General features: G+C 56.8%; 7 protein-coding genes. 5 read left to right on the plus strand and 2 right to left on the minus strand.

The window, feature by feature from the left end; translation table 11 throughout:
• Positions 1 to 10 precede the first annotated feature (10 nt).
• From ACYZUA_RS16610 to ACYZUA_RS16620, 3 genes are all read left to right on the plus strand, one after another.
• Positions 11 to 1,246 (plus strand): saccharopine dehydrogenase family protein, encoded by a 1,236-nt coding sequence (locus ACYZUA_RS16610; RefSeq protein WP_461959723.1) that lies wholly within the window; start codon positions 11 to 13, stop codon positions 1,244 to 1,246.
• Between the two features lie 318 nt (positions 1,247 to 1,564).
• Complete coding sequence (locus ACYZUA_RS16615; RefSeq protein ID WP_461959724.1) at positions 1,565 to 3,286, plus strand: type I secretion system permease/ATPase; 1,722 nt, start codon at positions 1,565 to 1,567, stop codon at positions 3,284 to 3,286.
• On the plus strand, positions 3,279 to 4,643 hold the full coding sequence (locus ACYZUA_RS16620) for an HlyD family type I secretion periplasmic adaptor subunit (protein WP_461959725.1): 1,365 nt from the start codon (positions 3,279 to 3,281) through the stop codon (positions 4,641 to 4,643). The genes ACYZUA_RS16615 and ACYZUA_RS16620 overlap by 8 nt, the downstream gene beginning before the upstream one ends.
• A 97-nt stretch (positions 4,644 to 4,740) precedes the next feature.
• Here the strand turns inward: ACYZUA_RS16620 and ACYZUA_RS16625 are convergent, their stop codons facing one another.
• Positions 4,741 to 9,567, minus strand: coding sequence for a M10 family metallopeptidase C-terminal domain-containing protein (locus tag ACYZUA_RS16625; protein WP_461959726.1), 4,827 nt, complete (start codon positions 9,565 to 9,567; stop codon positions 4,741 to 4,743).
• A 300-nt stretch (positions 9,568 to 9,867) separates the two neighbouring features.
• Positions 9,868 to 10,137: a DUF1652 domain-containing protein gene (locus ACYZUA_RS16630; protein ID WP_461959727.1), complete on the minus strand. Its 270-nt coding sequence runs from the start codon at positions 10,135 to 10,137 to the stop codon at positions 9,868 to 9,870.
• A 393-nt stretch (positions 10,138 to 10,530) separates the two neighbouring features.
• Between ACYZUA_RS16630 and ACYZUA_RS16635 the strand changes: the two genes are divergently transcribed.
• Positions 10,531 to 11,163 (plus strand): dTMP kinase, encoded by a 633-nt coding sequence (locus ACYZUA_RS16635; RefSeq protein ID WP_461959728.1) that lies wholly within the window; start codon positions 10,531 to 10,533, stop codon positions 11,161 to 11,163.
• Positions 11,164 to 12,065: 902 nt separating this feature from the next.
• Entirely contained in the window at positions 12,066 to 13,949 is a 1,884-nt protein-coding gene (locus tag ACYZUA_RS16640) for a transposase (protein WP_461959729.1), read from the plus strand.
• The last annotated feature ends 72 nt before the right edge of the window (positions 13,950 to 14,021 follow it).

The raw sequence follows: 14,021 nt of genomic DNA on the forward strand, positions 1-14,021 counted from the left end.
GAGAGAAAAATTGAAGAAGAACGTGCTTATCATTGGTGCAGGAGGTGTCGCCAAGGTGGTGGCCCACAAGTGCGCGCAGCACAACGATGAACTCGGTCGTATTGCTATCGCGTCGCGCAACATCTCCAAGTGCCAGGCCATCATCGACAGCGTCAAGGCCAAGGGCAGCCTCAAAGTGCCCGCCGAAATCCAGGCCTTCTCGCTGAACGCCCTGGATGTCGAAGCGACCAAGGCGCTGATCCGCGAAACCGGATCGCAGATCGTCATCAACGTCGGCTCCGCCTTCCTCAACATGTCGGTGCTGCGCGCCTGCATCGATACCGGCGTGGCCTATCTGGACACCGCCATTCACGAAGAACCGGGCAAAGTCTGCGAGACGCCGCCCTGGTATGGCAACTACGAGTGGAACCACCTCGAAGAGTGCAAAGAGAAGAACATTACCGCCATTCTCGGCGTGGGCTTCGACCCGGGTGTGGTCAACGCCTATGCAGCGCTGGCGCAACAACAGTATTTCGACCGTATTGATTCGATCGACATTCTCGACGTCAACGCCGGTTCCCATGGCAAGTATTTCGCCACCAATTTCGACCCGGAAATCAACTTCCGCGAATTCACCGGACAAGTGTGGAGCTGGCAGAACAGTCAGTGGACCAGCAACACGATGTTCGAAGTCAAACGCACCGACGACCTGCCGGTCGTAGGCGCGCAGAACCTGTACCTGACCGGCCACGATGAAGTGCACTCGCTGTCGAAGAACCTCGACGTGCCCAACGTGCGTTTCTGGATGAGCTTCGGCGAGCACTACATCAATGTGTTCACCGTGCTCAGGAACCTTGGCCTGCTCTCCGAGCAACCGGTCAAGACCGCCGAAGGCCTGGAAGTCGTGCCGCTGAAAGTGGTCAAGGCCGTGCTGCCTGATCCGAGCTCGCTGGCGCCCGGCTATACCGGCAAGACCTGCATCGGCGACCTGATCAAGGGCACCAAGGATGGCCAGCCGCGCGAGGTGTTCATCTACAACGTGGCTGATCATGAAGACGCTTATGCGGAAACTGACAGCCAGGGCATTTCCTATACCGCAGGCGTGCCACCCGTGGCCGCAGCCTTGCTGGTCGCCCGTGGCGAGTGGGATGTGCAGCGCATGGCCAACGTCGAGGAGTTGCCGGCTGAGCCGTTCCTCAAGGCGCTGGATGTGATGGGCCTGCCGACCCGCATCAAGGACGAGAATGGAGATCGTCCGTGGAGCTGAAACGCTTGAGGCTCGCCACCTTCGGGTGAATCGAGTTTCTCGCTCCATACGCAAAAACGCCGCTCTTTGAGCGGCGTTTTGGTTTGTGCGTAATGGGGAATGCAACATTCCCGCCCGTCACCCACATGCAAACCCAGCCCGTCGAACCGGCACTAACCCGTGGTTGCGTGGTCAGTAACTGGCGCCTGAAGCGACGAGGATCGTCTCTGATAGCGGCGCATCCGGCTACGTTTAGTGTTTTCTCCAATGCCTTGGGGCTAAAAAAACCCGCGATGGATTGCGTCTTGAACTGACTATTTCTTTTGCGGGCGACACTCTATGGGTTTGCTTCTCGATCCGCGTCATGACATTGATGCCGCTTTATTAAGCTATCGCCGAGTGTTCTGGTCGCTGGCGCTGTTCAGTGGGGTGATCAACCTGCTGGTGCTGGTGCCGGCGCTCTACATGATGCAGGTGTACGACCGGGTCCTCACCAGCCGCAACGAAACCACCTTGTTCATGCTCACTTTGATCGCCCTGGGACTGTTCATGTTCAGCGCCCTGATCGAGTGGGCGCGCGGCGAGGTGATGATTCGCATGAGCGCGGGGCTGGACGATGCCTTGGGCGAGCGGATTTTCGACGCCGCCTTCGCCCGCAGCCTGCGCGAGCACAACGCCAACCCGGCGCAGGTGCTCACCGACCTGGCGACGCTGCGGCAGTTGATCACCGGCCAGGGCCTGATCGCCTTGCTCGATGCGCCGTGGTTGCCAATCTTCCTGCTGGTGGCGTTCATCTTTCATCCCTGGTTCGGCGTGCTGACGCTGGTTCTGGCCCTGGTGCTGATCGGCCTGGCGCTGTGGGGCGAATTGGCGACTCGAGCGCGTCTGGGCGAAGCCAATCGCCTGGGCGTGCAGTCCTCGATCTATGTAAACAGCACGTTGCACAATGCCGAAGTCATCCAGGCCCTGGGCATGCTCGGGCCGTTGCGCCAGCGTTGGAGCCTGCTGCAGCAACGGATCATTGCCGCCCAGGCCCATGCCAGCGACCGCGGCGCGCGTATCACTTCGATGACCCGATTCGTGCGCATCTCCGGACAGTCCCTGGCCCTGGGTCTGGGGGCGTTGCTGGTGCTTGAAGGCCAATTGTCGGCAGGCATGATGATTGCAATGTCGCTGCTGCTGGGGCGTGCCCTGGCGCCCGTGGAAATCGCCATTGGCTCGTGGAAGCAATTCAATGCCGGCCGCCAGAGCTATCAGCGCCTGAGCGGACTGCTTGCCCAGCATCCGCGCGAGCGCCTGCGCATGCCTTTGCCGCCGCCCACCGGCGCGGTGCGCCTGGAGCAGTTGTATGTCGGCCCGCCAGGCGTCTCGCAACCGATCCTGCGGGGCATCAATTTCAGCCTGACCAAAGGGGATGTGCTCGCCGTCGTCGGCCCCAGCGCCAGTGGTAAATCAACGCTGGCCAGGGCGATGGTCGGCGTATGGCCGGCCATGGGCGGTTCGGTGCGCCTGGACGACGCCGAGATCAGTCAATGGTCCCACGACGCCCTGGGCCCGCACCTTGGATACCTGCCGCAGGACATCGAACTGTTTGACGGCAGTGTGGCCGATAACATTGCGCGCTTCGGCGAGCAGGACGCCGACAAGATCATCACCGCCGGGCGTCACGCCGGCATTCACGAGATGATCCTGAGGTTCCCCAAGGGTTACGACACGCCGCTGGGCCCCGGCGGGCTTGGCTTGTCCGGTGGACAAAAGCAACGCCTCGGCCTGGCTCGAGCACTCTATGGGCACCCGTCACTGATCGTGCTCGATGAGCCCAACTCCAACCTCGATGAAGCCGGAGAACTGGCACTGGTGCAGGCCATCAGTGCGCTCAAGGCTGCTGGCAGCACTGTGGTGCTGATTACCCACCGGCCTAATGTGCTGGCGGTGGTCGATCACATCCTGGTGCTCAAGGACGGCACTCAACAAGCATTCGGCCCACGGGATCGGGTGCTCAAGGCATTGATGCCGGTGCCTAGAACGGCCGTGGTCAGGGGGGCTGGCGAAGATGTTTGATCTGACCCGTGAGGCACAAACCGAGCAAGGCCTGAGCGTGCGCAACACCACAGCGCTGCCCAGCGCCAGTACCGACGCCGGCGGTGCGGCGCGCTATGGTGTGGGTTTTCTGGTCCTGACGTTGGGCGGCTTTCTGCTTTGGGCCTGCCTGGCGCCGCTCGACCAGGGTGTCGTCGGCAGCGGCACCGTGGTGGTGGCGGGCGAACGCAAGGCTGTGCAGTCGTTGGTCGGCGGGGTGGTGGAAAAGCTGCTGGTCAGCGATGGCGACCGCGTCACCCAGGGACAGTTGTTGGTGCAGCTCAATACGGTGCAGGCGCAGTCGCAACTGGACGTGACCTTGGGCAAGTTGCTCAACGATCGCAGCGTCGAGGCGCGGTTGATTGCCGAGCGCCTGGGCTCAGCCGAGATCCAATGGCCCGCTGAATTGCTGGAACATGCGCACGAGCCGCGGGTCAAGGCGGCCATGGCCTTGCAGAGCCAGTTGTTTCTGACTCGCCGCGCAGAGCTGGGCAGTCGCTTGCAAATCAACGAACACGAAGTCGCGGCATTGCAGCAGCAATTGCTCGGCTATGAAGGCGTCAAGCGCAACTACGACACGCAGATGCGCTTCCAGCAGCAGGAGCTGGAAGGCCTGCGTGGTTTGGCCCGTGAAGGCTACATTCCGCGCAATAAACTCTTCGAGGCCGAGCGCAATGCAGCCCAATTGGCCGGGCAGATTGCCTCCGGGGTGGGCGATGTCGGCAGGACCCGCCAGGCGATCAATGAAAGCCGGCTCAAGGCCTTGCAGACGCAGCAGGAATTTCGCCGCGATGCCGAAACCCAGCTCAGCGAGGTCTCTGCCGAGGCCGCAGGTTATGACGATCAGATTCGTGCCTTGCAGTTTGAAGTCGACAACGGTGCGATTCGTGCGCCGGTGTCCGGGCAGGTCATGGACGTGAACATTCATACGGTCGGGGGTGTTGCGCAGGCCGGCCAAACCCTGATGCAGGTGGTGCCGCTGGATGCGCCGATGGCGATCACCGCGCGTTTCGAGCCGCTGATGGCCAATAAGTTGCGCCCGGGTCTGCCGGTGCATGTGCATTTCACCGCGCTGCAACGGGTGGATACGCCGACGATTACCGGCACGGTAACTACGGTGTCGGCGGACCAGTTGATCAATGAACAGACGCACCAGCCGTACTTTTCCGCCAAGGTCGAAATTCCCGCCGACACCGTCGCCTCGCTGCAGGCCGCCGGCCTGCTGGTGCGCCCCGGCATGCTCGCCGATGTCACGGTGGTGACGGGGGAACGCACCTTGATGAACTACCTGATGAAACCTTTGCGTGAGCGCTTGCTTGCGGCCTTCAAAGAGGAATGACATGTGGGAGCGAGCCTGCTCGCGATAGCGGTCGGTCAATCAGCCTCCATGCTGGATGTACCGCCGTCTTCGCGAGCAGGCTCGCTCCCACAAGAGGTCAAGCTGTAAAGTCGCTGGCGTGCAGCTCCTGGACGCCCACCAGTTCGAACTCGAACTCGGGGGTGGCGTCGGCGTTGACACTGCCGTAGAGAATGCCATCGGCAAAGCGCAGTTGGCCGGTGGCGTTGGTGGGGTCGAAGGCGTTGCTGCCGATGAACGTGAAGGCGTCGACGGTGGTGGTCAGCGGGTTGGCATCCAGGCCGGTGAAATCCAGATGATCACCCTCGGTGCTCTTGAAACCGCTGATCACATCGCGCAAAGCCCCGACGCCCATGTCCGACAGCGCACTAAACGCGTAGGTATCCGCGCCGGTGCCACCGGTGAGGTTGTCGGTGCCTGCACCACCAATCAGCCGGTCATCGCCCGAACCGCCCACCAGCGTGTCGTTGCCCGCCCCACCGTTCAGAACGTTCGCGACGCTGTTGCCCGACAGACTGTCGGCGTAGGCGCTACCCGTCAGGTTTTCGAAGAATTTCAAGGTGTCGAGCCCGGACCCCAGGGTGTTTTGTTGCGCTGACGTCGAAAGATTTACGGTAACGCCGGACAGGGCGCGTTCATAGGACACCGTGTCAATGCCATCGCGCCCGTCCAGCACGTTGTTGCCGGCTCCGGCGAACAGCGTGTTGTCCAGCGCGTTGCCCGTGCCATTGGCGGCGCCAGTGCTATCGATGTAAAGACGCTCGATGTTGTTACCGAGGGTATAAGCCGCCAGTCTGCTGTGCACGCTGTCGATTCCTCCAGGCGCCGCGTTGCTGTTGATTTCGATCACTGCGTCGCCGGCGTTGTCGACATAGTAGGTGTCATTGCCATCGCCGCCGCTCATGCTGTCGGCCCCTGCGGCACCATCGAGCACGTTATTGGCGGCATTGCCGGTGATGAAGTTGTGCCGCTCATTGCCGGTGCCATTGATGGCCGACACGCCGGTGAGCACCAGGTTCTCGAGATTGGCGCCCAGGGTCCAACTGACCGAGGCCAGCACCGTATCGATCTGCGAGGTCGAGGTGTTGGTTTCCACCACGCGGTCGGACGCGTTATCGACCACATAGACGTCGTTGCCATTGCCACCGGTCATGGTGTCGGCACCCAGGCCGCCATCCAGTGTGTCGTTGCCCGAACTGCCCACCAGGGTATCCGCCTGGTCGGTACCGGAAATCATGTTCTGAGCGTTGTCGAAAATGGCCTGCACGCTGTTGTTGTCGTTGGGATTGCCCTGGAAGCCAAGATCATTGGCAATGTAATCGGCGAGGCGCTGGCCGACGATCTCCGCCGATTCCTCGTGCAGGTGCCAGACATCGTCGGGATACGCCAGCGGATCGACTTCGTGACGCAAGGGGAGGTCGGTGTAGTCGACCGCCAGCTTGACGTCGGCGCGCTCGGCGGCGATGGCTTCCTGGGCGGCGCGGACATAACCAACCCCCTCGACGATGGAGGCAATCTTGTCTTCCGAATAACCACGGGTACGCGCCGCGTCCTGTGCGTAGTGACCGGTTTCCATCATGTACACGCTGAAGTTGCCGAGCTGGGCATGCAGGTAATCAAACACCTTCAGGGTCGCAGCCTTGTAGGCCGCTGCTGCCGCTGGTTTGTCCGTGGCGCGGGCGATCTCCTGGGCGGCTTCCTCGCCCTGGCCCCAAATGATGCCCATGGTGACGTTATTGATGGATTGCAGTTCGGTGAGCTGGTCCCGCAGCAGCGTCACGGCGCGCAACAGCGCAGGCCCGGGTTGGTTGGTGTCGGTCAGCCACCAGCACAACTTGAGTTCTTCGGCGCTGAGCGTCGACAGGCCAGTAACCGTGCTGCCGCCCACCGCGATGTCGATGCCGTTACCATCGGCATCGGTGAACTGGCTGCGCACATCATAGGAGGTGTAGCGGTCCAGGTCGTTGACCAGCATCGAGGTGCCGGACTGATTGTCGTCCTCCGTCATGCGTAGCAAGCGCGCATTGGATTGGCCGAGGGTGGGCACGTAGAGGATGTCCTGCTGGACGCGCTCGCCGAACACGAAGTCGCTGGCGGTCAGGGTGTTGAGGTAGTTGCCGCTGAGGGCGATTTCGAAGCGATTGCCATCGGCGTCGGCCTCGGAGGACTTGATGTAGGTCTTGTCGCCGGCCGCGTTGAGGGTAACGTACAACGTGCCATTGCTGCCGTCGCCGAGGCCGATCAAGCCCAGGCCCGAAACATCGATCTTGTCGACGCCCACGGTGAAGTCATAAATCGTGTCGGTGGCCGTGACACCTCCGGTGTCGTAGTCGCGGTAGCTGTCGAGCGCGTTGGTGTAGCGGAAGGTGTCGGCACCGTCGCCGCCGTACAGTGAATCGCGTCCGGCGCCGCCGTCGACGATGTCCGCACCGGTGCCGGCTTTGATTGTGTCGTTGCCACCGAGGCCGAGGATCAGGTCTGCGCCCGCCGTGCCGTTGAGGGTTTCGGCATTGTTGGTGCCGGTGACGGTGTTGGCGGGCGCATCAGCCACAACCAGGGCGAAGCTGTCGCTGACCGATGCACCGGCCGGGTCTGTAGCTTTGACCAGTACGTTGTAATTGCCGGACGCAGTGCTGGTCGGTGTGCCGGTGAAGGTCAGGTTGGTGACATTGAAACTCAGCCACGCGGGCAGGGCGCTGCCATCGGCCAGGGTCGCGGTGTAGCTGAGGCTGTCATTATCCGGATCGGTGAAGCTGGTGGCCGGCACCGCGTAGTTGAACGGGGTGTTCTCGGTCGCGTTCTGATCCAGCATCGCCGTGGCCAGCACCGGCGCCTGATTGGTCGGTGACGTCGAGGCGAAGACGAAATTGGCGCTGGTCAGCGTGTTGAGGTAGTTGCCGTCCAGCGCCACTTCGAAGCGGTTGCCATTGGCGTCGGCGGTCAGGGATTTGATGTAAGTCTTGGTGCCGGCGCTGTTGAGCGCCACGTACACAGTGTTGTTCTTGCCATCGCCCAGGCCGGTGAAACCCATGGCCGAGAGGTCGATCTTGTCGGCAGTGATATCGAAGTCGGTGATCAGGTCGCCAAGGTTGGCGCCGCCGGTGTTGTAGTTGCGGTAACTGTCCAGACGGTTGGAGAACACGAAGGTGTCCGCCCCGGCGCCACCGGTGAGGGTGTCCATACCGGCGCCGCCGTCGAGCCTGTCGTCACCCGCGCCGCCACTGAGGCTGTCGTTACCCGCGAGGCCAAGCAAGGTGTCGGCCGAATCGCTACCCAGCAGCGAGTCGCTGCCACTGGTGCCGGTGACCACCCGATTGAAGATGAAATTGTTGGCGGTCAGGGTGCTGGCGAGGTTGCCCGAGAGAATCAACTCGAAGCGATTGCCGCTGGCGTCGGCATCGTAGTCCTTGATGTAGGTGCGGTCATTGCTGGCGCTAGAGCTGACTTGCAAGGTGCCGCCACGGCCATTGCCCAGGCCGGTGAAACCGAGGCCGGCGAGATCGATCTTGTCCTGGGTGACGTCGAAGTCGGTGATGGTGTCATCGAAACTTGTGGTTGCGTTGCGGTAACTGTCGGACTGAGCGACGAAACGGAACGTGTCGGCGCCGGTACCGCCGGTGAGTTTGTCGATGCCTGCCCCCCCCACCAGAATGTCGCCACCGGCCCCGCCATTGATGGTGTCGTTGCCGGCGCCGCCGTAGAAAATTTCGCTGGCGTCACTGCCCAGCAGGGTGTCGTTACCAGCCGTTCCTTGCACGGTGGTCATCGGCACCGTGGCGCTGACGTAGCTGCCGTCGCCATAGACCAGCGTGGCACCTTTGCTGGTGTGACTGATGGTGTTGCCAATAATGGCGTTGCGATCGGTGCCGTCTTCATTGCGCTCTGCAACACCGTAGGTCGACAGATTGCTGCCGATGATGATGTTGCCCTGGATCGTGTTGTCGCTGCCGTTGAAGTACTTGCCGGACACGCCGAGGGTATCGTCGTAGGACTGGATGATGATTTCCGGTACGGGGCTGCCCAGGGAATTGTTGTTGAGCGTGTTGTCAATGATCTCGACGTGGTTGCTGCCGTAGATGCGGATCCCGGCGCTGGCGTTGTCGTGAATCTCGACGCCGCTGACGGTCACCTCGCTGGACATTTTGATCAGCACCCCTTCGGCGCCGTTGCCATACACCTCGCCACCGGTGATGGTGATGTTGCTGGGGGAGGGGATGTCCTCGCTGCCGCGCTGCACCACGATGCCATTGCCGCCATTGTTGTAGGCAACGTTGTTGGTGAGGGTGAAGTCGTGAGTACTGGTGACGACGTTGAAACCGTGGCGGTCATTGTCGTAGGCGACGTTGTTTTCGAAGGTGCTGTCGCTGAGGAAGTCAGCCACGAAGCCATCCAGGCCATTGCCGTGGGACACGCTGTTCTTGATGACCATGTTGACGGTCTGCTCGTGGGGGTCGAAACCGTACCCGGAGCAATCCTTGATCTCGACGCTGTCGAGGGTGACGTTGGAGTCGTAGCCTGCTTCGCCGGGAATGTAGCCGTTGAACCAACCGTCGATCTTGCCCGTGGTGTTGTCACGGTTGCCGTCGATGGTGAGGTTGCTGACGCCAAAGTCGTGGGTTTCCTCGCCATAGGCCGAGCGGATGACCCCCGTGATCTTGGTGTCGGAACCGTCAGCCACTTTGACGGTTGTTTCGCCCATGCCGTCGCCGTACAGGTAGACGTTGCTCTTGAGCATCAGGCAACCGTCGGAGGGTTCCTCACCTCCCGAGACGATATAAGTTCCGGTGGGCATATACACCTGCCCACCGCCTGCAGCGGCCGCTGCATCAATCGCACTTTGTATCGCGGCCGTGTCGTCAGTAATGCCATCTCCTTTGGCGCCAAAATTTTGTACATTGAAAATCATGAGCTTATCTCCGTATCAGGCGGAAACCTCGATAAATGCCAATATTCCATCGACAGCTACCGTGTTATGACCCAACGGAGCGCAAAAGTTGTGACCGCATATCGGGGAAGCGTCAAAAAACCGAACTAACTGATTAGCGGTTGTAAGGGATTTCGGAAAAGTAATGTTCTGTTGACGCTCGCTCAGTTAGCGAAGCAATGCAGCAGTGGAGGGCGTGAGCGGCGAAATATAGGGAAATAGCGGCCGTGCTGACAGTTCCCGACCCTGATGCCGGGCTTTTTATTACCTTCGTTTTCGCCACTACCTTTTGCCAGAAGGATTTGCCGAGTAGCAAGGAGTGGCAGCGCTGACACGTTCGAGGTCGCTTCGCAGATCTGCGATCAGGGTCTCGATGGCAAAACCGTTGTTGAGCGGGGCAATCGAGATCCCGGTGACAGTGAGGATTTCTTGATTGGAGGTGCCCTGATAAAAACGAACGGTCAGCGCCGCAGCTGGATCGACCGTACAGTCGCAGCGATTCGGGAGGAAGCTTTGCTCTACGAGATGGCGTAGTTCCAGAGTCGATAACATGGCGACATACCTTGACGGGAGTCAGCCAAATGACTTTTGTCAGACGCGGGTGGGGAAGCTCCTGGAAAGTAGATGCTTGGAAGGCCCCCTAAACACATTTGGCCAGGAGCCTCTTATTAAGTGTATTCCTGAACCCCACGAGGGATTAGACCGTTTTTCTCCCTGGCAACCTTGAAAGGCAGCGCATTTGACCGTTATGGATAATCCGACGAGGAAGTTCGAGGCACCCAAGCAGCTGTAACCCTGGATTTGAGCCCCGTCAGTCAGAAATGAGGTTAGAGTGTTCATCAATGTCTGTTCATAAGGGCCTTCCACTCGATTCGCGTCGTCGCGCAAGCGGTTCCAGCGAACGAACAGGGCAAAAAAAACCGTATATCAATCGTCATGTGAAGAATGAATCGTCCGCTGTTTGTTTCTCTAGATGGGCCCAAGGGAGCCGGCAAAACCACACTGTTGGAGGCCGTTACGAAAGCACTGAGGGCAGACAACAAAAAGGTGATCCGACTTTGCGAGAAAAAAAGCGATCCCTATAGGGGTGAAACAATGATCCTCGTTAACAAACTCGTCAGAAATCCCACCCGGGATCTGGAATTGGAGGTTTGTGAGCGCTTTGCTGATAGCCGTACCTGGATTTCCCAGCACGTGCTGACTAAACAGCCACCAGGCAGCATCATCTTGATCGATCGCTGGTACCCGTCTGATGCCGCTTTTCGCCGGATAGTCCCGTTTGCAGAGATTCTGAAGTTGAACATTGATCGAAACGTACGAGTGCCAGACCTGCATGTCGGGGTTGTCACCGCCCCTGAAATTTCATGGGCGAGGGCAGCGGCACGGCGGCGTGGGCTGAGCAGTACTGTGATCCATAAGCTGGAAGAACATGTCGCTTGTACCAAGGCGTTCGAGCGAGCGATTGCAGATCACGGCTGGGTTTTATGCCGTAATGAAGGAACGATCGAAGACGCAACGATGCAGGTGATTTCTGAGATCCATAAGGTTCTTCAATGCCCCGTACGGGAAGTTCGCTGACGCTTTAATCTGGATGCCTGCCATCGAACTCCAAGCCGAAGCCGAAGCTGCATTTACATGATTATTGATTGCTGGAGATATCAAGAGGAAAGCGATTTGATAGGGGTAGTGGTGATTGCTGTGAGCACTGAGAGATAACTGGACTCCGCTAACTCTATGAGTTTAAAAAGGAAATTTTCTTCAGCGCTAATTAATCGGATTTCAGAATCCGAAGTCTCATAAATTACTCCACGTTTTCTGAAGTCCAGTTAAATTGTCACTGTCTATGCCGTCATGTTCTGGACAGCCTGGTTGGCTGCCAATCGATCCACGATTAATGCCATTGCACCACCATAATCGATTCATCTGGAAGTGACCTGATCTAAAGGCGTCGAACGCTTCGATGCGACGGCTATCCGCTACGTATAGGACGGTAAACGACCAGTCCACGCGTCAAATTGGCAATGGCCGGGACTGCTCTGCCAACTAATTGTGTACTCAATTGTCTTGAGATAAAGTTAGTTGCTGGTTCGAGCTTCATTTTTTTTGAGAAAATTAAAATGTCTGTTAGAACAATTCGGAATTAGTCTATTAAAAATTAATGCTCATACTTATAAGGCATTTAATTCATGAAATAACCTCCTATCAATTTTCGTAAAAATCATAAAATTAATCATAAGATGATGATTTGTCGGGCTATTCCGTAGTTGATTAATATAAAAGAATTAATTTTGGTCTGATTTCATTATTTTGCATTTGTCAATATATAATATACTCGTTGTATATATCACCAGTGGTTTTCAATCGGCAGCCAGAGGCAGCCTTCATATTGCCAGTAGGTTATCGACTTGCGAACTTAGGTAATCTGGCATAACTTTTTCTGCGTGATAATCAATGACCAGTCTTACGAAGAGGAGCGCAATTTGAAAGAGCTTCCCGCTAAACTAGAAGGCAGATCACCTGATAAAACCAAGATCGAATCTAAATACACTCCGATCCCTGATCCTTGGATTGCTAGTGGCGTTGAGTTCGAAGAAGAGTCGATTAAACCGATCGAGGACGATGACGTTAGTGAGCAAGAACGGCAGCTCGCGGAGAAAAGAAAAAATTTTCTTCGAAAATATCACGCTGGCAGTAAGTCGCGCGAAGAGGTGATGAAAAGATTAAGGGTTGGTCGTTCTCAGTTTTTTAAACTCTACGAGATATACAGAAGAGTAGAGGGTGAGAAAAGTTTCGTCGAGTCGGGCATTGAGACGAAGGATTCTCCCGAAGACAAGCTATTTACGTATGGGGCGCGTGAGTTCGTACGAAAAAAGAGAGGGCCCCGCCGAGGTCTCATTCGAGCATCTCCGTTACTCCAAGAGGTATTGCAACGCGCATACGACAGGAGATGGAGAGGCCCAGGCGCTTCATATATAGATGTTGCCAGGTACGCAGGGAGGTTTGCTAAACGCATAAACATTCCTGAGCCCACACTTTATGTGGTGACCAAATTTATCAAATCCAAGCCTATAAAGGAACGAGACTATCGTAAGCTAGGTAAAGACGAAGGTGATCAAGAGCATAGGAGGAAAGGTAAGAAATCTAAGGTTGGGAATATACTTAGCGACGTTCAGATGGATCATACCGAAATTGATGTATTGGCAGTGCATCATATTCATCGTGACGTAATCGTTGGCCGCCCTTGGATTACAATGTTGATCTGCATGACCACTAGGGTGATCCTGGGTTTCTACATCAGTATGAGTAACCCGAATATCCAAACCGTTCAGAACGCATTGGTCTTTGCGGTGCTCAGGAAGGATGATTGGCTCAGGAAGCTCGGTATTGATCCACTTGAGTATGCTTATTTCGGATTGATGAAGTGTATACGTACAGACAATGCTGCAGAGTTCATCAGTAAGGCCCTGCTTCAGAAGTGTAAAGATCATTGGGGGATCGACTGGATCCATCGCCCCAAAGACAAAAAGTGGTATGGAGGTCATATTGAACGTGTCATTGGTACCTTTATGGGCCACGTCCGTTTCGTACCTGGGGCTACGGGTAGAAATGTGGGGGAGCGAAAATATCTTTCAACCGAAAAAGACGCCTCACTGGACATTTATCAAATCTATGATTGGGTCATGCACGAGGTGATTGCATACCACGGAATAAAACACAGAGAACTGAAATGTACACCGAGTCAAGCGTGGGACTATTATGCAAAGCAAGGCGTACCAATAGTCCCAAAAGAAGATGAAAGAAGGTTCTTGATCGATTTTTTACCATCTGAGTATCGGTTAACGGTACACCCATACGGAATAAATTTTTCTGCTCGTCGTTATGATTCGGAAGTCCTAAATGAATTCCGCAATAGTGAAGTAGATATACGCTACGATCAGTGGGATCTTTCTGAAATATGGGTATTACTTAATGGGGTGTTCATAAAGGTGCCTTGCACATATACCCGAGCGGGGCTGCCAACGCTTTATGAGGCCTACAGGATTGACAAGACATTCCGGCAACACAAGAAGCTCCCAGGGGTGGTGGCGAATGGCATGATAGATGATCCATATGCAGGCCATGCCATAGAACAACAACTTCGGATTATCGATGAGGCCAATCAGCAAACAGCGGATTACAAAAGGCTGAAAAAAGAGGGAGGGCTGCCTGAAGATCAAGATGATGACTTTGGCATTGAAAGTGACGCTAATGCAGCGTTCACCGATGCCGCATTCGATGAGGTGCTTACGCTGCCGCTACCCAAGGAGGATGCGATTCAAGAAGATTGGATGCCACGAATCATCATCGACCCCTTAGACTTCTGATTCGTTGGATTTGTTCAGTTCTAACTAGTTTGGATCAACACAGCTAGACCACAAACAATCACCGTACATTCA

This window comes from Pseudomonas sp. LS2P72, assembly GCF_054897865.1.